Origin of the sequence: Erwinia sp. Eh17-17 (assembly GCF_039675725.1) — a bacterium.
Taxonomy (GTDB): domain Bacteria; phylum Pseudomonadota; class Gammaproteobacteria; order Enterobacterales; family Enterobacteriaceae; genus Erwinia.
In genome coordinates this window covers 1-19,266 of record NZ_JBDFQT010000001.1, presented here as the reverse complement: position 1 = coordinate 19,266, position 19,266 = coordinate 1, and the positions used below count along the sequence as shown (strand labels likewise).

19 protein-coding genes and 1 tRNA gene are annotated in these 19,266 nt (G+C 53.4%); 4 read left to right on the top strand and 16 right to left on the bottom strand.

The features are described from left to right. Window positions 1–46 precede the first annotated feature (46 nt). From fadJ to ABEH87_RS00090, 3 genes are all read right to left on the bottom strand, one after another. Entirely contained in the window at window positions 47–2,200 is a 2,154-nt protein-coding gene (gene fadJ, locus ABEH87_RS00100; protein ID WP_346572779.1) for a fatty acid oxidation complex subunit alpha FadJ, read from the bottom strand. Continuing rightward, window positions 2,200–3,510, bottom strand: coding sequence for an acetyl-CoA C-acyltransferase FadI (gene fadI / locus ABEH87_RS00095; protein WP_346572778.1), 1,311 nt, complete (start codon window positions 3,508–3,510; stop codon window positions 2,200–2,202). The genes fadJ and fadI overlap by 1 nt, the downstream gene beginning before the upstream one ends. A gap of 209 nt (window positions 3,511–3,719) precedes the next feature. Continuing rightward, complete coding sequence (locus tag ABEH87_RS00090) at window positions 3,720–4,016, bottom strand: YfcZ/YiiS family protein (protein WP_346572776.1); 297 nt, start codon at window positions 4,014–4,016, stop codon at window positions 3,720–3,722. A gap of 376 nt (window positions 4,017–4,392) precedes the next feature. Between ABEH87_RS00090 and fadL the strand changes: the two genes are divergently transcribed. Then, entirely contained in the window at window positions 4,393–5,727 is a 1,335-nt protein-coding gene (gene fadL / locus ABEH87_RS00085) for a long-chain fatty acid transporter FadL (RefSeq protein ID WP_346572774.1), read from the top strand. Between the two features lie 99 nt (window positions 5,728–5,826). Here the strand turns inward: fadL and mlaA are convergent, their stop codons facing one another. The 10 genes from mlaA to ccmA form a co-directional block, all read right to left on the bottom strand. Then, window positions 5,827–6,588, bottom strand: a complete 762-nt coding sequence (mlaA, locus tag ABEH87_RS00080) for a phospholipid-binding lipoprotein MlaA (RefSeq protein ID WP_346572772.1) — start codon at window positions 6,586–6,588, stop codon at window positions 5,827–5,829. A gap of 37 nt (window positions 6,589–6,625) precedes the next feature. Then, a complete protein-coding gene (gene ccmI / locus ABEH87_RS00075) occupies window positions 6,626–7,831 on the bottom strand; it encodes a c-type cytochrome biogenesis protein CcmI (RefSeq protein WP_346572770.1) in 1,206 nt (401 codons plus the stop codon). Further along, entirely contained in the window at window positions 7,828–8,289 is a 462-nt protein-coding gene (locus ABEH87_RS00070) for a cytochrome c-type biogenesis protein (RefSeq protein ID WP_346572768.1), read from the bottom strand. The genes ccmI and ABEH87_RS00070 overlap by 4 nt, the downstream gene beginning before the upstream one ends. Continuing rightward, a complete protein-coding gene (locus ABEH87_RS00065; protein ID WP_346572766.1) occupies window positions 8,286–8,843 on the bottom strand; it encodes a DsbE family thiol:disulfide interchange protein in 558 nt (185 codons plus the stop codon). The genes ABEH87_RS00070 and ABEH87_RS00065 overlap by 4 nt, the downstream gene beginning before the upstream one ends. Continuing rightward, window positions 8,840–10,795, bottom strand: a complete 1,956-nt coding sequence (locus tag ABEH87_RS00060) for a heme lyase CcmF/NrfE family subunit (protein ID WP_346572764.1) — start codon at window positions 10,793–10,795, stop codon at window positions 8,840–8,842. The genes ABEH87_RS00065 and ABEH87_RS00060 overlap by 4 nt, the downstream gene beginning before the upstream one ends. After that, window positions 10,792–11,274: a cytochrome c maturation protein CcmE gene (ccmE, locus tag ABEH87_RS00055; protein ID WP_346572762.1), complete on the bottom strand. Its 483-nt coding sequence runs from the start codon at window positions 11,272–11,274 to the stop codon at window positions 10,792–10,794. Before ccmE ends, ABEH87_RS00060 begins: the two co-directional genes overlap by 4 nt. After that, window positions 11,271–11,504 carry a heme exporter protein CcmD gene (gene ccmD, locus ABEH87_RS00050; protein ID WP_346572761.1) on the bottom strand — a complete coding sequence of 78 codons (234 nt, stop codon included), beginning with the start codon at window positions 11,502–11,504 and terminating at the stop codon, window positions 11,271–11,273. The genes ccmE and ccmD overlap by 4 nt, the downstream gene beginning before the upstream one ends. After that, window positions 11,501–12,244, bottom strand: coding sequence for a heme ABC transporter permease (locus ABEH87_RS00045; RefSeq protein ID WP_346572759.1), 744 nt, complete (start codon window positions 12,242–12,244; stop codon window positions 11,501–11,503). The genes ccmD and ABEH87_RS00045 overlap by 4 nt, the downstream gene beginning before the upstream one ends. 93 nt (window positions 12,245–12,337) lie before the next feature. Then, on the bottom strand, window positions 12,338–12,997 hold the full coding sequence (gene ccmB, locus ABEH87_RS00040; RefSeq protein WP_346572757.1) for a heme exporter protein CcmB: 660 nt from the start codon (window positions 12,995–12,997) through the stop codon (window positions 12,338–12,340). Further along, complete coding sequence (ccmA, locus tag ABEH87_RS00035; RefSeq protein ID WP_346572755.1) at window positions 12,997–13,614, bottom strand: cytochrome c biogenesis heme-transporting ATPase CcmA; 618 nt, start codon at window positions 13,612–13,614, stop codon at window positions 12,997–12,999. The genes ccmB and ccmA overlap by 1 nt, the downstream gene beginning before the upstream one ends. Before the next feature lie 249 nt (window positions 13,615–13,863). Between ccmA and ABEH87_RS00030 the strand changes: the two genes are divergently transcribed. The 3 genes from ABEH87_RS00030 (at window position 13,864) to ABEH87_RS00020 (ending at window position 16,748) form a co-directional block, all read left to right on the top strand. Next, complete coding sequence (locus tag ABEH87_RS00030; protein WP_346572753.1) at window positions 13,864–14,781, top strand: formate/nitrite transporter family protein; 918 nt, start codon at window positions 13,864–13,866, stop codon at window positions 14,779–14,781. A 462-nt stretch (window positions 14,782–15,243) separates the two neighbouring features. Further along, window positions 15,244–15,318, top strand: a tRNA-Arg gene (locus ABEH87_RS00025). 179 nt (window positions 15,319–15,497) lie between these two features. Then, the gene (locus ABEH87_RS00020; protein WP_346572751.1) at window positions 15,498–16,748 is read left to right on the top strand and encodes an integrase arm-type DNA-binding domain-containing protein; all 1,251 of its coding nucleotides are present in this window, start codon (window positions 15,498–15,500) and stop codon (window positions 16,746–16,748) included. Window positions 16,749–16,819: 71 nt separating this feature from the next. On the opposite strand, the gene ABEH87_RS00015 is transcribed toward ABEH87_RS00020, so the two are convergent. From ABEH87_RS00015 to ABEH87_RS00005, 3 genes are all read right to left on the bottom strand, one after another. Next, on the bottom strand, window positions 16,820–16,993 hold the full coding sequence (locus ABEH87_RS00015) for a hypothetical protein (protein WP_346572749.1): 174 nt from the start codon (window positions 16,991–16,993) through the stop codon (window positions 16,820–16,822). Between the two features lie 77 nt (window positions 16,994–17,070). Next, window positions 17,071–18,657 carry a patatin-like phospholipase family protein gene (locus ABEH87_RS00010; RefSeq protein WP_346572747.1) on the bottom strand — a complete coding sequence of 529 codons (1,587 nt, stop codon included), beginning with the start codon at window positions 18,655–18,657 and terminating at the stop codon, window positions 17,071–17,073. A 266-nt stretch (window positions 18,658–18,923) separates the two neighbouring features. Further along, the coding region (locus tag ABEH87_RS00005) for a hypothetical protein (RefSeq protein WP_346572746.1) at window positions 18,924–19,266 on the bottom strand (343 nt) is incomplete at its 5' end.

Below are 19,266 nucleotides of genomic sequence, written 5' to 3'. Positions count from 1 at the left end.
GCGCCCTGCAGATTATCCTGCAAAAAGCATTCACTCCCCCGCCAGACTAACCCGCTGAATCAGTGCGACTATTCAGCTTAACTTCCGGTGTGTAGAAGGTTTCCCCGGTATCAGCCATTTTTCTCAGACGTTCACAGGGGCTAAATCGCGGCCCGTGGCTCTGCATGAGCTGCTCTAAACTTTTCACCACCTCTGCAATGCCGTACCGATCCATATAGCGGAACGGCCCCCCCAGGAACGGAGGGAAACCAATACCAAAGACGGCACCGATATCACCATCACGAGCGCTGCCGATCACCTGCTCATCCAGCGTGCGCGCAGCCTCATTTAGCAACATCATCACACAGCGCTGAGAGACATTCTGTGCGCTCAGGTGGTGTTTCGCGCTGATATTAAGCAGACGGTAGATGGAACTGTCGACCTGCTTTTTGCGCCCCTCCTGCGGGTAGAGATAGAAGCCCCGGCCATTTTTACGCCCCTTACGATCGTCTTTGAGCACCGCATCCAGCGCGGCGGGCAGCGCAAAGCGTTCCCCCCAGGCCTTTTGCAGAACCGGCATGATATGGGTGCCGACATCAATGCCGACCTCGTCCAGCAGCTGCACCGGGCCAACCGGGAAACCAAACTGCACCAGCGCCCGGTCGATTAACTCCACCGGCTCTCCTTCCAGCAGGCAGTGCATCGCCTCAATCATATACGGAGCCAGAATACGGTTAACATAGAATCCTGCCCGGTCAGCCACCACAATCGGGGTTTTTCCCTGTTTTTTTGCCAGGGCAACCGCCGTTGCCACCGTTTCCGCCGCCGTTCCCGCATGCGGGATCACCTCGACCAGCGGCATTTTCTCCGGCGGGCTGAAGTAGTGCAGACCAATAATATTTTCAGGTCGCTGCGCCCCGGCGGCAATATCCGCAATCGGCAGCGAGGAAGTATTGGAGGCAAACAGGGTATGCGGGGAACAGTGCGCCTCAATTTCTGCCACCATTTTTTGTTTCAGCGCCAGGTCTTCAAACACCGCTTCAATGACCATATCGCGCTGCCGGAAGCCCTGATAATCGGTGCTGCCGCTGATTAATGCCATCTGCTGCTGACGCTCTGCGCGGCTCAGACGACGGCGTTTCACCCCACGGCTCAGCAGCTGCCAGCTGGTTTTCAGCGCCCGGTTGATCCCCTCCGGGTTCACGTCTTTGATGCGCACCGGGAGTCCGGCACGGGTGGCAGTGACACAGGCGATACCGCCCCCCATCAGCCCGCCACCCAGTACGCCGATACGTTTAAGTTCGCGCGGTGTCGCACTGGCACCGGGATCTTTCTTCAGCGCCGTGGTGGCAAAGAACAGACTTCGCAGGGCAGCAGACTGCGGCGTCATTGCCAGTTCACCAAATGCCTGCGCTTCGGCGACATAGCCGCTGCCGCTGCCCTGCTCCAGCCCGCAGCGTACCACATGAATGATTTTTGCCGTCGCCGGGTAGTTGCCGTGCGTTTTCGCCTGCGTCTGGCGCTTTGCCAGCGCAAACAAAATCGCCCGCCCTGCCGGTCCGGTTAACAGCCGTTCACGCAGAGGCAGCGGTTTTTTCGCGCTGCGCGGTTTCAGCGCCAGGCGTACCGCTGTCTCCAGCAGAATACTGTGCGGCACGGCGTCGTCCACCAGCCCGCATTTCAGGGCCGCACGCGCACGCAGCGTTTTCCCCGTCAGGATCATATCCAGCGCCGTAGACGCACCCGTCAGGCGCGGCAGGCGCTGCGTACCTCCCGACCCCGGCAACAGCCCAAGCTGCACCTCAGGCAAGCCAAGGCGGGTTTTATCATCCAGCGTACACACCCGACGGTGGCAGGCCAGCGCCAGCTCCAGCCCGCCGCCCAGACAGGCACCGTGAATGGCAGCGACCACCGTCACAGGCAGCGCCTCGATCTCGTCCATGACGGACTGCCCCGCCAGCGCCAGCGCTTCTGCCTGCGCGGCGGTGTCACAGGCCGCGATCATGCTGATATCGGCCCCGGCGATAAAGGAGTCCGGCTTACCCGAAATGATCACCAGCCCGGCAAGCTGCGGATTGGCCCGCGCCTGTTTCAGCACCGCACGGATTTGCCCGGCAAACGCCTCTTTCAGGGTATTCATTTTCTCATCCGGGACATCGATAGTGATGACGCCGACGTTATCCAGACGCATGGTGAGCGTAAATGCGGTTTGCAAATCCATTATTCAGCCTCCAGAACCATTGCTGCACCCAGGCCACCGGCCGCACAGGCCGTGACCAGCCCAAGACCGCCGCCGCGCCGCCGCAGTTCGTTCAGCGTCTGGGTAATCATCCGCGCCCCGGTGGCTGCAAACGGGTGACCATAGGCGATGGAACCGCCCAGCACGTTGAACTGCTCCTGATTCACCTCGCCCAGGGCATGTGGCCGGTTCAGCACGTCGCGGGCGAAACGTTCATCGGCAAACATCTTCAGGTTTGCCAGCGTCTGTGCCGCAAAGGCTTCATGCATATCAATCAGGGTGAGGTCGCCCAGGGTGATGCCGGCGCGGTCCAGCGCCAGCGGCGAAGCATAGGCCGGGCCGAGCAGCATGTCCTGACGCACATCAATCGCGGTGAAGGCGTAGCTGCGCAGATAGCCCAGCGGCACCATACCCAGTTCTCTGGCGCGGGATTCAGTCATCAGAACAACGGCGGCAGCACCGTCCGTCAGTGGCGTACTGTTTGCCGCCGTGACCGTACCGTGCCTGCGGTCAAATGCCGGGCGCAGGCGGGCATAATCCTCCAGCCGCGAATCAGTACGAACGCTGTTATCCTGTATGAAGGGTTTTTTCCACGGTGGGGTATAGGCCGTCATCACTTCATCATTCAGCAGGCCCTGCTGCCAGGCTCTGGCCGCATGCTGATGTGAACGATGTGCCAGCGCATCCTGCTGTTCGCGCGTAATGCCGTGACTTTTTGCCATCTGCTCGGCGGTGTCGCCCATGCGCAGCCCGGTCGAATATTCTGCCACGGCGGGAGGTACCGGCAACAGGTCGCGTGGGCGCAGCTGGCTGAACAGCCTGAGCTTTTGCGGCAGGGTTCGCGCTTTACTCAGGTCGACCAGCATGCGCGCCAGCGTTTTACTGACGCCAATCGGCAGCACCGACGAGGAGTCCGCGCCTCCGGCAATCCCGGCCTGAATCGTCCCTGCCAGCAGGCTCTCGGTGACATTGGCCACCGCCTGAAAACTGGTGGCGCAGGCGCGGCTGACGCTGTAGGCGTCGGTGTTAACGCTCAGTCCGCTGGCCAGCACGATTTCACGGGCAATATTAGGCGCTTCCGGCATCTGCACGACCTGGCCAAACACCAGCTGTTGAATCATTTCAACGGGAATATCGCTGCGGGCCAGCAGTTCGCTGACCACCATACGGCCGAGTTCCAATGCAGGAACGCCGTGAAATGCGGTTGCCTGACGGGCAAACGGAGTGCGCAGCCCGTGGGTAATCGCGATGCGGTCACCCTGACGAGTCAGCAACGGTAACGCCTTGCTCATTATTCTCACCTTTCTACCCGCCTGGCTTTACCAGGCGAAGAGGTCAGCCACGGTAAAAATCAGGTCGAATATCGTTTGTTAGACGGCATCATTGCCAAGAGGTCTGACCTGATCAGTGTTAACCAGAATAACGGTGGGCGCTACAGCAGGAAGATAAAAATGCGAGAAGAAACACGATTCTGGTGGAGGGTAACCCCTCCACGGAGAGATTAACGCAGGCCGAGCTGGAAGATCATGGTTTCCGCCTGACAGGTAAAGGTGAAGTCACACTCCAGCTGTACCCCCTGGGATGTTTCAGTGAAACGACTTTCGATAACGCAAGGTTCGGACTCCACCGCACGCGCTTTATCGCTTAACGTACGCAACATCGCTTCGGCCAGATCGCGGCGCTCAAACGTGTGGCTGTAGCTGGCAGTACAGTCCGTGTTATCCAGCACGGTCCCCACATCAACACAGCAGCAGGCTGCGGTTTCACTGGCATTACAGCGGTTAATCGCGTCGGTCATAGTTCCTCCGGGTTGCTCCCTTTTCGGGTGGCAGATTAATTTAGACTGGCGTCAGTTTACGCCCGACCTTATTTCAGCTCCAGCCATGACCGGGAAACAGCGCGTTGAGTGATGAAAATCACACTATTATTTGATCCAAAACAATTCCGCTGCTGACATAAAAATCACGACTGTCAGGTTTTTGTTAGCCAGATCTCTTTTTCGTCATCATTTTAGAAATATTTAAAAAACATTATTGCAACATATACACAGGTCGGACCTATACTTGCGCCACTGGTCTGATTTGTTCGTTGTCTGTCAGTCACTAGAATCCGCGATCCCTTGTTACGTTAAGTAACAGAGCTTAAATAAAAAATCAGATAATGAGGTTGTGGTTATGAACCATAAAAACCTGTTTGCTAAGTCTGCACTCGCAGCAGCAGTGGCGCTTGTTTCTTCTAATGCTTTCTCGGCTGGCTTTCAACTGAACGAATTTTCTACCATTGGTCTGGGCCGTGCCTATGCCGGTGAAGGCGCCATGGGTGATTCCGCGGCATCCGCCAGCCGCAACCCGGCAACGATGGCATTAATGGACCGTCCGATGTTTTCCATTGGCGCGGTATTTATCGATCCCGACGTGAATATTGAGGGACGCTCTGGCGCAGGCAACAGTCTTAATGCTGATAATATTGCCCCGGCGCAGTGGGTGCCGAATATTCATTACGTTCAGCCACTGAACGATCAGTGGTGGATTGGTGCTTCCGCCACCAGTAATTACGGTCTGGCGACAGAATTTAACGACGGCTATGCCGGTGGCCCGTTTGCCGGTAAAACCGACCTGATGACGGTGAACCTGAACCTGAGCACGGCCTACCGTCTCAACCAGCACTTCAGCTTTGGTGTCGGCTTCGACGCCGTCTATGCGAAAGCGAAAATCGAACGTACGATTGGTGAGCTGGGTTCCTTTTTACCCGCAGCGGGCCTGCCTGCTGCACCCGCCAACACTCAGATTGCCCATCTGAAAGGCGATGAATGGGGCTACGGCTGGAATGCAGGTATTCTGTATGAAGTGGATGACAAGAACCGCTTTGGTCTGACCTACCGCTCCGAAGTGAAGATCGATTTCGACGGTGACTACCGCAGCAATATTCCGGTCGCGTTTAACCCCATTGGCAGCCAGTTCGGCCTGCCGGTCGGCACCAGCGGCAACACTATCCCTGGCTCGCTGTCACTGAACCTGCCAGAAATGTGGGAAATTTCCGGCTTCCACAAAGTCGCACCGCAGTGGGCGGTCCACTACAGCATGGCCTACACCAGCTGGAGCCAGTTCCAGGAGCTGAAAGCCACTGGCAGCAACGGTCAGGAGCTGTTCTATAAAGATGAAAGCTTCCGTGATGCTTACCGCATCGCGCTGGGTACCAGCTACTACTACGATGATAACTGGACCTTCCGTACCGGTATTGCCTTCGATGACAGCCCGGTCCCGGCAGATAAACGTTCTATCTCGATTCCCGATCAGGATCGTTTATGGCTGAGTGCCGGTACTTCGTACGCCTTTAATAAGGACGCCTCCATCGATCTGGGCATCTCATATATGCACGGGAAGAAAGTTACCGTTAAAGAAGGCAACGATCCGATCGCCACTGCGCGAAACGGGCAGGCGACGCCTTATACCTTCAATTCTGAAGGCAAGGCCTGGCTGTATGGCGCGAGCTTCAACTATAAGTTCTGAGTTTTATGCTGGCATAAAAAAAACCCCACTCCGGTGGGGTTTTTTATTTTCTGGAAAATATCGCAACGCATATAACAAGTCTAATGAACGTGGTGCGTATTATTCGGAATCAATATCGCCCAGGTCATTTTTAATCGCTGCGGCGTTAGGGTTTTCCTGCGGAATCAATTTACCGTCACTCGCAAGGAAATCATGATGCTGGAAATAAGCCGCACGCACAAAGGCGTAAGGATCGTTTGAATTTTTCAGTATCGCATCGGAATCCAGCAGCTGAGCACGGGTTTCAATCCCTTCCAGCGCCCATTTACCCGCCGACATCCACCAGGTCAGCCATAGCAGCGGTGGATAGACATCATCAACCAGGCCACCCAGATCTTCACGCGGCGTAAAGCCACCGTAAGCCGGGACTTCCACGTAGGTACCGTAACCCACACCGTAGTGTCCTAGCGTACTGCCGAAAGCACGGGGCTCTTCTTTCGCCAGCTTCGGGTTGGCCATCGACGCCACGTCAATCAGCCCCCCCATACCCAGCAGGGTGTTCAGGAAGAAGCGGTTAAAATGCACCATCGCCTTGTACGGGTTCCCTTCAATAAAGTAGTTCACCATTGAAGAGGGTTCATTCAGGTTACTGAAGAAGTTACCCATTCCGTTACGCGCGGGCTGCGGAACATAGTCACGCCAGGCCACGGCCACCGGACGCAGCACATACGGGTCCAGTACGTTGTAGTTAAAGTTAAACATGGAACGGTTGAAGCCTTCCAGAGGATCGGCATGCCCCTGGGGCTTATCAGCCGTCTCAGAACTGGCACATCCCACCATCAGTACGCTCGCCAGTACTAAGCCCGTCAGACGGTAATTCATAGTTTTCTCCCTGTACTGTTTTAAAGATTATCGCCCGCTAATGTCGATTAATTTCAACGGCAAGCTGCTGTTGACCGGCAAATGGCGTTATCTCACTCAACCCGTACCAGTCACCGGGAGAAGGATATGCGCTGCCGTCGCGTGATATTCGCACGCGAACCTGCACCTGATGTTGCGCGGATAAAAGCCGGTCAGGCATCATAGCAGTGCTGTCATCCAGCGTGATCGATAAAGGAAAATGGCTCAACGGGATCTTTTTCACGGCTACAGGAACCTGTGAAATACCGTCAGACACAGAAATATACAACACTCCGTCCTTGGGTAACATTTTTTCTGCCTCAGAAGAGAGGGTAATCGTTAACGCCAGATGGCTGTTGTCTCTACCTGACTCACTTTTCGCCTGCTCAATGCTGCGCTGTATCATCGTCACACGATGGTCCCCGGCAGGGAGCAGCGATAACATCTTATTCCATGATTCAATCGCCTGCGCATAATCCTGCTGATTATAAGCATTGAAAGCTAACAGCCCGAGCACCTGCAAATTGGTGGCATACTGCACCGCCATCGGCTTCAGCATCAGCAACGCTTCACGGTTATCCTGCGGGTCGTTAGAGCGGGTCAGCACGTCAGCGTAACTGATTTTCGCATCCAGATCGCCCGGTGCCAGCTGTAGCGCATGGCGGAATGCCTGGCTGGCCATCGCCGCATTGTTCAGCACCATGCCAAGACGCCCGAGCATTTTCCAGTTATCAAGACGGGCGGGGTCAGTTTGTAATTGACTGCGAATACCCAGCGCCAGGCGCGCCAGCTGTTCCATACTGAGCGGCCGCGCTTGCGGATCCATCACCTGCGCCCGCAGCGCGGGCAGCTCATTCTGGACACGCTGCCAGCCCATCACCTGCTGCAACCCGCCGGTCTTAAGATAAAAACCAAGACTCACCAGCACCAGTATCATCACGCCAGGCAGTAACACCCAGCGGCTGGAGTGGCGCACGGGGCGCGGCGGCACTTGCGGAATATCCAGCAGCAGCGTTTCCTGAAGCTCACGCACCATCTCAGGACGATCGGCCACCACGCCCTGCCCTTCATCCTCTTCCAGCTCACGCAGGCGCTGATGATAGAAGGTCTGATTCAGCTGGTCGCGGTCAGTTGTGCTGTCGCCACTGCGGCGGCGACCCGCCAGCAGCAGCAGCGTACAGGTTGCTCCCAGCAGCAGCAGGATCGTCAGAAAAAGTGTGCTCATGGTTGCTTCCCGTCATCTTTCAATAGTGCATCCAGCCGCTGCTGCTGTTCAGCATCCAGCTCGACGCGCCCGCTCCGTTTGCGGCTGCGCAGAATAATGACCGCCGCACCGATAATGACAAACAGCGCCGGACCGGCCCAGAGGATCAGCGTTGACGGCGTGACCGGCGGCTGATAGGAGACAAAATTACCGTAGCGCGCCACCATGTAGGCTTTCACCTGCTCCGGCGTCTGCCCGGCCTGCAGCAGTTGATAGACTTTCAGTCGCATATCGCCGGCAATCATCGCGTTAGAATCAGCAATGCTGTTGTTCTGACATTTAGGGCAACGCAACGAGGCGGTAAGCTGGCGGTACTGCTGCTCCTGGTCCACCGAGGCGAACGCGTACGTATCGATATTGTCAGCCTGCACGCCCGCGCTGAACAGCATCAGCGCCAGCAGCATCAGATAAGCTTTCACGATCCCGCCTCCTGACTGTATTTTTGCCACAGCGGTTTCACTTCCTCATTCCACACCCGATCGTTCATATCCCCGGCATGGCGATAGCGGATAATGCCGTGGCCGTCGATCAGGAAGGTTTCCGGGGCACCATATACGCCCAGATCCAGCCCCAGCATGCCATCACCGTCATACAGGCTCAGGGCGTACGGGTTACCCAGGCTGTTCAGCCAGGCGATGGCTTTCTGACGATCGTCTTTGTAATTAAGCCCGACCACGCGCACACCCTGCGCGGCCAGCGTATTCAGATACTGGTGTTCGGCGCGGCAGGTCGGGCACCAGGTAGCCCAGACGTTCAGCAGAATCGGTTTACCGTCGTTAAGTACCGACTGATTGAAGGTTTTACCCGGCTGGTCCAGCGACTCCAGCGTAAAGATCGGCACCGGCTTGCCCACCAGGGCAGATTCCAGCCGGGTCGGATCGTCACCGTTTGCATTACGGCTCAGCTGCCACAGCAGGGCCGCAGCCAGCAGCAAGAACAGAATCAACGGAATATAAAGGATTTTCTTATTCATGCTGGCACCTTTTGCGCTTTTTTGCGTGAACGGTAGCGGGGATCCAGCAGGCACAGTACCCCGCCGAGTGCCATAAACACGCCGCCAAACCAGATCCAGCGCACAAAGGGTTTGTAATAGAGGCGAACTGCCCAGGATTTTCCTTCCAGCTCTTCACCCAGCGCCGCGTACAGATCGCGTGAGAAACCGCCGTCAATCGCCGCTTCGGTCATCATAGTCCGTGCTGCGCTGTAAAAACGTTTCTCTGCTGACAGCGTCGCCTCATGCTGACCATTGCGGGTGACATCAATCACCCCGGAGCTACCGGAATAGTTCGGGCCGACCAGGTTTACCACGCCCCGCAGGGTAAAGTGGTAGCCCGCCACGTCCACGCTGTCGCCTTCTTTCATGCGCACATCACGTTCGACACTGTAGTTCTGGCTGAAGGCAATGCCGATCACCGTCACCGCGACGCCCAGATGGCCGAGCACCATTCCCCAGTGGCTGCGCGACAGGTGGCGCAGACCGCGCAGGAAACGGTGGCGATGCGTGGCGCGCTCGTGCAGTTCCATTAAGGTCAGCAGGATCACCCAGACCGCCATCAGCAGGCCCACCACCGTCATCGCTTCTATGCGGTCCTGCATCAGCCACGGCAGCACGATAGACAGCGCCAGGGTCACAACAAGTGCCAGCCCCAGCCGCTTCCACAGCTTCTGCGGCTCATCGCGTCGCCAGCGAACCAGCGGCCCGATGCCCATCAGCAGCGCCATTGGTGCCATCAGCCAGGTAAATAAGGTATTGAAGAACGGCTCACCAATCGAGATGGTGCCGAGGCCGAGTTGTTTATGCACCAGCGGCAGCAGTGTGCCGAGCAGCACCACCAGCATCGCGGCGATCAGCAGCACGTTATTGCCCAGCAGGAAGGATTCGCGCGACCAGGCCTCATTCTGCACCCGGCTGCGCACTTTACCGCCTTTAATCGCGTACAGCAGCAGCGACCCGCCAATGACAATGATCAGGAAAGCGAGAATAAACATGCCGCGCGCGGGATCGGAGGCAAAAGAGTGCACCGACACCAGCACCCCGGAACGCACCAGGAACGTCCCCAGCAGGCTGAGAGAGAAAGCGGTTATCGCCAGCAGCACCGTCCAGGCCTTAAAGGTTCCGCGTTTTTCCGTCACCGCCAGCGAGTGGATCAGCGCGGTTCCGGCCAGCCACGGCATAAAGGACGCGTTTTCTACCGGATCCCAGAACCACCAGCCCCCCCAGCCCAGTTCGTAATAGGCCCAGGCCGATCCGAGCACAATGCCGATGGTGAGAAACACCCAGGCTGCCGTGGTCCACGGACGCGACCAGCGCGCCCAGGCGGTATCGAGACGCCCGGCCATCAGTGAGGCAATGGCAAATGCAAATGCTACAGAGAAGCCGACGTAGCCCATATACAGCAGCGGCGGATGGAAAATCAGCCCGATATCCTGCAGCATCGGGTTCAGATCGCTGCCCTCGATGGGGAAGTCCGGCAGCGTGCGGGTAAACGGGTTTGAAGTCAGGGTAATAAACAGCAGAAACCCTAGGTTGATCATCCCCATCACGGCCAGCACGCGGGCAATGGCATCCTGCGGCATTGCACGGCTGAGCAGCGCCACCGCCAGCGTCCAGCCGCTGAGCAACAGCACCCACAGCAGCAGCGATCCTTCGTGTGCCCCCCAGGTAGCCGCAATACGGTAATAAACCGGCAGCAGCGTATTGGAGTTGGTGGCTACGTAGGCAACGCTGAAATCATTGACCACAAAGGCGTGAACGAGGATAAGAAACGCCCCGGCGATACAGGCAAACAGCCCGTACGTCAGCGGACGAGCCAGCCCCATCAGCCGCTGATCCTGGCGCGCAGCCCCCCACAGAGGATAAACGCTGAGCAGCAGCGACAGCGCCAGCGCGAGGCACAGCAGGAAACTGCCAACTTCCGGCATCATGACTGGCCTCCGGTTGCGGCGGTCGCCGCCGGAGAGGTGTGATTTTTCTTCATCGCATCTTCAATTTCAGGCGGCGTGTATTTCTCATCGTGTTTTGCCAGCACTTCTTTCGCCAGTACGTGATTGCCGTCCTGTAAAACGCCCTGCGCCACCACGCCCTGCCCTTCACGGAACAGGTCCGGCAGGATACCTTCATAGCTGACGCTGATGGTGCCGACCGCATCATACAGTTTGAATGAAACCTGCAAGGTATTCGGGTCACGCTTCACGCTGCCCGGCAGTACCATACCGCCGACGCGCAGACGCTGGCCCGGCTCCGGTTTGACGCGCTGGTCGCCCTTACCATTGATGACCTCACCCGGCGTATAAAACAGGTCGATGTTGGAGCGCAGCGCGTACATCACCAGCGCCGTTGCCAGCCCCAGTCCGACCAGCACCAGCGTCACCAGGATCAGGCGATTTTTACGACGGGGGTTCACGATTTATCTCCTGCCGCACGGATCGCGGCGTTTTTCATTTTGACCGCACGAATACGCTGCTCGCGCGCCTGTCGCTGGCGGATATCGGCCAGCAGACGGCGGCGCAGCCACAGCGTGTGCAGCACCAGCATACTCAACGGGATCAGGGTACTGGCGACGGCCAGCCAGACGTAAAAGGCATAGTGGCCCATGGCAAAAAAATCATGCCAGGAAGCGAAAGCGGGAGTCATAGGCTGCGCCCTCCTTTTGCCGCAATCGCCGCCACCCAAGGACGATGGCGTTCGCTGTGTAGCAGCAGGTTGCGCAAGCGCATCAGCGTCAGCGTGATAAACAGCAGCCACACCCCCAGCACGGACCACAGCAGCGGCGTCCGCATCGTCGGATAAACCGCCTCCAGCAGCACGCCGGACGACCCCTGGTGCAGGGTATTCCACCACTTGACTGAATAATGAATAATCGGCAGGTTAATCACCCCGACGAGGATCATAATCCCGGAGGCGCGTCCGGCCATGCGGCGATCCTCAAAAGCGTGATACAGCGCAATCGCCCCGATATACAGGAACAAAAGCACCAGCTCGGAGGTCAGGCGCGCATCCCACTTCCACCAGGCCCCCCACATCGGCTTGCCCCAGGCCGCCCCGGTGACCAGCGCAATAAAGGTGTAGACCGCGCCGATGGGAGCCATCGCCATCGCGGCGAGGTCGGCAGTTTTCCACTGCCACACCAGCCCGACGAAGGCCGCCACCGCCATTGAGGCGTAGATACCCATCGACCACATTGCCATCGGTACATGGATATAGATGATACGGAAACCATCACCCTGCTCAGATGCCGGGGGGGCAAAACCAAAGCCCCAGGTCCAGCCCAGCAGCAGCGCCGCCGCGCAGGGCACAGCAAACCACGGCACAAAACGTCCGCATAGCCGGTACAGCCGCTCAGGCTGGCCCAGTTGATGTATCCATTTCCACATTATTATTTTGCTCACAATAAAAGAATCATCGTTCTGGTGTTAATTCATCGACAGCGTGCGTACACCGGCCTGTTTATCTTTTTTATCAGTGCGTTAGTGCATGCTTACCCGCAGTGCGGCCGCTGTAGCAAAAGGTGCCAGCGTTGCACTGCCTGCCAGCAGTGCGCCGAGAATGGCCAGATAGCCATCAATTGGCAGCCCCTGCCCGGCAGCGTCAATGGCGGCGCTGGCAAAAATCAGTATCGGTACCGCTAACGGCAGCACCAGCAAACTCAGTAATACCCCACCGCGACGCAGCCCCACCGTCAGCCCGACGCCAATCGCCCCAAGGAAACTGAGCGTTGGCGTACCCAACAGCAGCGTCAGCGCCATCGCCCGCCAGGTGGCAAAGTCCAGCGACAGCAGCAGCGCCACCAGCGGAGAGAGGATCAGCAGCGGCAGGCCGGTGACCATCCAGTGGGCGGCTATCTTGCCCAGCACCGTCAGCGGCAGCGGCGCGGGCAGCAGCAGCAGTTGTTCCAGTGAACCGTCGAGAAAATCGTCACGGAACAGCCTTTCCAGCGCCAGCAGGGATGAAAGCAGCGCTGCCACCCAGACAATGCCGGGAGCAACTCGCGCCAGCAGCAGTGGATCCGGCCCAATCCCCAAGGGAAACAGGGTGATGACAATCAAAAAGAACCACAGGGGGTTGATGATTTCCGTGCCGCTGCGAAACGCGATATGCAGCTCCCGTTTCAGTACCCGCCACAGCATCAGAGGACCTCGCCGGAGGTCAGACGGATGCGGTTCAGGTTGCGGACAGAATCAGGCAGGTCCTGATGAGTGGTGAGGATCACCGCCCCTCCCCGGCTGGCATGTTCAACACAGCGCGCCATCAGCTTTTCCACCCCGGACTTATCAATGGCGGTTAGCGGCTCGTCAAGGATCCACAGCGGTGCGGAGGAGAGCCACAGCCGGGCCAGCGCCACGCGTCGCTGCTGCCCGGCTGACAGCTGGGCAACCGCAACATCCTCATAACCCGTCAGGTCAACCTGCTCAAGCGCCTGCCAGATCGCCTGTTCCGGGCGATCGACATACCAGAAGCGAAGATTTTCAAAAGGCGTTAATACCGCTTTGATTCCCGGCAGATGGCCGAGCCAGAGCAGGCTGGCGTAGTAATGTTCCCGCTGCTGGCGAATGTTGCGCTGCTGCCAGTGGACCTCGCCCTGCTCCGGCTGACTGAGCCCGGCCAGAATGCGCAGCAGTGAGGTTTTTCCCGCGCCGTTTTCCCCTTCAACCTGCACGATATCACCGGCATTTACGGTAAAACTGAGATCGCTAAAGAGCGTTCGCTCGTCGCGAACACATGTCAGATTTTGGGCTGCCAGCATGAGAGGTAAATCACATAGTGTTAAATTTGATGGGCGGATAGTACCACAAACTGTGGGTCTGCCTAAGCTGACCACCCCTTGTCCGGGCCACGTCCTGCCCTGCATAGAGCGCATTATGGTTAATTTCCGCGCAATTCTGCTCTCTGGTTAAAGCTTTGTTACTCTTCTTCTTAAACAGAGTTACATTTTCATCGCGCCAGATAATACCCGCTACGCTTAATTGAAACATCATCACTTTTGGGAAAATCAATGAACAGCACACAAAACGATAATAACGAGGTTGAAAGCGAGGAAAGCGAACAGGGAAAGGAAATTGAGGTTGATGAGGAGGCCCTGCCCTCCCGCGCGGCTGCCGTCCATGAACAGATCCGCCAGGAAGGTGAAAAAGAGCTGGAGCGTGATGCCCTCGCACTGCTGTTTTCCGCCATCGCCGCCGGCCTGTCGATGGGAGCATCGCTGATGGCAAAAGGGATTTTCCAGGTGAACCTGCACGATGTCCCCGGCGGGTTTCTGCTGGAAAACCTGGGCTATACCTTTGGCTTTATTATTGTGATTATGGCGCGCCAGCAGCTGTTTACTGAAAACACCGTCACCGCCGTCCTGCCGGTGATGCACAAACCCAGCGGCAGTAATCTGCTGCTGTTAATGCGGCTGTGGGGCCTGGTACTGTGCGGTAACCTGATGGGAACAGCGCTGGCCGCACTGGCCTTTGATCATATGCCGATTTTTGACGAGGCCGTGCGCGGTGCGTTTGTCAGCATCAGCCAGAAAGTGATGGAAAACAGCCCCGGCGAGATGTTTGCCAACGCGGTGGTCTCCGGCTGGATTATTGCCACTATGGTCTGGATGTTTCCGTCCGCGGGCGCAGCCAAGATCTGGATAATTATCCTGATGACCTGGCTGGTCGCGCTGGGCGACCTGGCCCATATCGTGGTGGGTTCAGTCGAAGTGTTCTACCTGGTGTTTAACGGCGATATCCCGTGGCAGCAGTTTATCTGGCCGTTCGCCCTGCCAACGCTGGCGGGCAATATCATCGGCGGCACCTTTATTTTTGCTCTTATCAGTCACGCGCAGATCCGTAACGATATGAGCAATAAGGCGAAAGCGAAAGCGGCTGCCGAGGCGAAGCGCCAGCAGAAAAAAGAGACCTCAGAACGGGAAGACTGAGGGTAAAACGCACGGTCAGTAAGGTAAGTGGTTAAGCTGCGGCAAGAATGCGTTACTCTTCGCGCCGCAGTTCACTTGGTTAAATGGGTACAGAATAAACAATAACTGAAGAAAGACAGAAACTACCTGGTGCCGGGGCTTGTGTTGATTGCCGCTGGGTTTGTAAATGCCGTGATGGGATTAAGCCTGGCCTGAACGTTAAATGCAGATGGCGTTGTCATGGGCCAGCGGCTTCCGCTTCGGCGCCCGGATGCATCTAACCGGACCTGGCCGGTGGATTTTGTCATAGAAGCAGCGGTGGCAGATCACTCGATGTGCAGACAATGGCAGGTGAACGATGCGACCACAAGGCGGAACAACAGGGAACAGGGCGAGGCAATCAGGAACGTAATCCTTGAAAAAAACTGAAGAAATACGGTAAGATAGAAGCACTGGCGAACGTTTCAAGCGTAGCCGCTCTAAGTCTCCTTAGTTAAATGGATATAACGAGCCCCTCCTAAGGGCTAGTTGCAGGTTCGATTCCTGCAGGGGACACCAAATGTTAGCCCGCCTAAGTATCTCAAAGTCTAGTCAACTCTTTAACTTCAAACACTTACCTCAAGTTAATAGCCCATTAACGTTCACCACTGTATTTCAAAATCTACTCTGTTTAGTTGGTACATATGTTGGTATGTTAAGTTCGATATTGCAGATACCATCATCTGAGGGTTTTTAGTATGGCGCTCACAGAGTTAAAAATAAGAAATACAAAGCCTTCTGATAAGCCAGTCAAAATGACCGACGGTAATGGTATGCACCTGCTGATCACCACAAGTGGTTCCAAGTACTGGCGTTTTCAGTATCGCTTCGCTGGTAAACAGAAAATTCTCGCGCTGGGTGTTTATCCAGAGGTTTCATTGTCAGAAGCCAGACGAAGAAGAGATGAAGCCCGTCAGCTCGTTGCAAACCATGTTGACCCAAGTGAAAAGCGCAAAGCCGAAAAGATTGAGAGCAAAGGCTTGCTAACATTTGAGCAAGTTGCACAACAATGGCATACCAGTAACAGAACCTGGTCAGACAGTCATAGAACAACTGTTTTGAACAGCCTTGTTTCCCATGTGTTCCCAGTCATCGGCAAACGTAATGTCAGCGAGCTAAAAACTCGTGATTTATTGGTTCCTTTGAAAAAAGCAGAAGCTTCAGGACACAATGAATTAGCTTCCCGATTACAACAACGCATTACGGCGGTGATGAGGTATGCCGTTCACAATGCGTTGATTGAACAGAATCCTGCAAACGACCTCGCTGGTGCTGTTGTTTCCACTAAAAGTGTTCATCGCCCTGCCCTTTCTTTGGAGCGATTGCCAGAACTGATGAATAGACTGGAAGCATATAAAGGAAAAGGTATTACTCAAATTGCAGTGCAGTTAACACTCCTGACCTTTGTCCGTTCGAGTGAATTACGATTTGCCCGCTGGTCAGAAGTTGATCTCAAGAACTCATTGTGGACTATTCCCGGAAAGCGAAAACCTATGAACGGGGTAAAATATTCTGCAAGAGGGGCAAAGATGAAAACCCCACATCTGGTTCCACTAAGCACACAAGCTAAAGCACTCTTGGAAGAGCTTCACTCGATCAGTGGTGACAAAGAACTTATGTTTATCAGTTTTACTGGGGACGACAAACCTATCAGTGAAAACACTGTCAACAAAGCACTCAGGACGATGGGCTACGATACGAAAGCAGAAGTCTGTGGGCATGGTTTCAGGACTATGGCATGTAGTGCCTTAATCGAATCGGGATTATGGTCCAGAGATGCTGTGGAAAGACAAATGAGCCATCAGGAGCGCAACAGTGTCCGGGCTGCATACATACATAAAGCGGAGCATTTGGAAGAACGGAAACTTATGCTGCAATGGTGGGCTGACTATCTGGAAGCTTGTAAAGAAAGAGCGCTGAGGCCCTATAATTTTTATAAAAATTCATGAAATTATTTTAGTAAAGGGCATAAGTGTAGCAGTAGGCACATCACATGTAAAAGAAACGCTCGCTAAATCACTCACTCTTTTTTATTGGCAATAACAAAATTTTGTTTTTCTGATTTTGCTTTGAATCTTTTACTCGCACTTTTAAAGGCCTGAACTGGCTCATTCGAAAAATAATTGTCAACGGTCCTTACAAGACCTTTACTGATAGCAACATTTAAGGCATTTGAAGATATTACTTTACTCATAGTTCCTCCGGTAGGATGACCTTTAAGATCCGCAAAGGTCACCATTATAAATCATCGGAATTTCAGGATTCAAAAAATTAAATCTTGTACCCATTGGCATCATGGAAGACCAATTGATTACCAAGCATTGCCATTCCGATTAAATTAACATACGTATTTACTATTATAACAAAATCTTGGTCAATGTCAAATTGTCCATTTTGAGCATTATAGTTAAGCCAATTACAAATTGACTTATTACAAGCAACTGATAAACACAACACACCTAAAATTGGATTATATTTTGTCTGATGAATATCGCCCTCCTTAATATTTTTTTTTGAAATCGGAAAACAAACTCTAACCTTATTATTATCAAACTTAAATTCAATACTTTTATTCTTCCAAGCCTCAACACAATCAATTCCTTGCTGACTTAAAGAATATTGATAATGAGGTGGATCAAAATCGCTGTTTGACCCTACCGAAAAAGATATTATTTCCTTAGGCTCAGAATTGATACATGTGTAAAGCCAAGTATTTACTGTTAGGTTTTGAAATGAAATCCTGTCAGCTAAGTCAGCTAATATCTCGTCGTAAACACCATATATTAAAGCTCCTACTTTGTGAGAATCATTAGCCTCTTTAGATAGCTCTGTTAAATCGTGATTTTCAAAAAAATTTTTTGCACTCTCCTTTCCAGATTCAAAGAGAGAGTTAATTTGCTCGCTATTTAGATTGAAATCTAAAGTGTTTATTCCTATCGGAATTTTTACAGGTACAACTATACAACCAACTTCTTCGGAAATAATTTCCGTACTGGCATCTAATAATGAAGTTATAATATTCCAAGTATAAGTTATAATATTATTAAATTTCTTTTTAGGTGCAGAATCCACAACTAAATCAAATGCATATATAGGTAATCTTTTGTGAACTTCATTTGCAAACAAAAAACTTGGCAGATTACACGAAACTCCGCCATCGATCAGGTAAGACTCGCCTTCAATTGTTGGTTCATAAAAGAATGGGAATGACGATGATGCTGCGACAGCCTTAAACACACAATGGTTTGGCGTGTCGATATGTGAAAATCTCTCAGCTCTTCTGGAATTCAAGTTTGTAGCAACTAGCCTTAAATCCTTACCAGTAATGTGAAAAAAATCTTTAAATGATATTGTTTCTACACCATCTTTCTTAATTAAATACTCAGTAGAAATTTTTTCCTTGGCATATTTTATTAGTATTTTTATCATCTCATCTTTAGAATGAACACCATATCTGCTTTTCAGTTTTCCTATTATTTTGAGACAAGAAGTTATTACATCAAGCCTGAAAGAATTTTTTATCACTTTCAATTTTGAAGTTATCGATCCTCGAATACCACTTCCTACCGAATCATTAATGATTTTTTTATTTTGACTTATTACTTCATGAATAATGTTAGTTTCGTTAACTATCCCCTGATCTAAAAACTCCGATAGATCCAGTGATTTGATTCTTAACTCTAATTCACTTGAAGTAAAACCGAGACAAGAAAGAAATGCAATTATACTACCAACTGAAGCACCTCCGTATCCAACGAAATTAATCTCAGCATTTTCAGCAGACACCAATGCGCCAGCAAAGGCTGAACCTTTTACACCGCCCCCTTCAAACACTGCATAGCACTCTAACTTTGACATTAATCCTCCTTTTTCCGAAAAAAATATAAAACCTTTCTATGTGGTAAGCAAGGGCTAACTGAGCGATGCTCAGTTGCCTTGCTTTTTCTGTCCTTCGGTTGAAAAAGAAAGATCAAAGCAAAGACCTCAATCCCAACCCGTTGACATGATTGAACTTTATGGTATTCATTACAGATAGCATATGGATATGCTATTAATAAAAATATCAAAAGGAGTTGATATGAAAAAAATAAATATTATTTTCGATGATGATTTTCCTTCTTCGTTTACCAATAATCCTGCCGCAAAAAAGTTACCCCCGAATCGTCTTCGTAGATACTCAGTGACTGTAAGATTAAACGAGGTTGAGCTGAATAAAGTAAACCAGTCCAGAGGACAGCTAAGCAGGAGCTGTTGGCTGAGATCCTCAGCGCTTCAGCAACTTCCTCCAACAGTTCCAGAACCCAACAAAGAAGCCTGGCACCAACTAACAGCTTCATTACTGACCCGCTCCCCGTATGTGATCCATTCATAATCAGGAATAACCGGCTTCTGACCCGCTCCCCGTATGTGATCCATTCATAATCAGGAATAACCGGCTTCATTCTGGCTGCATATTCTGGCAACCGG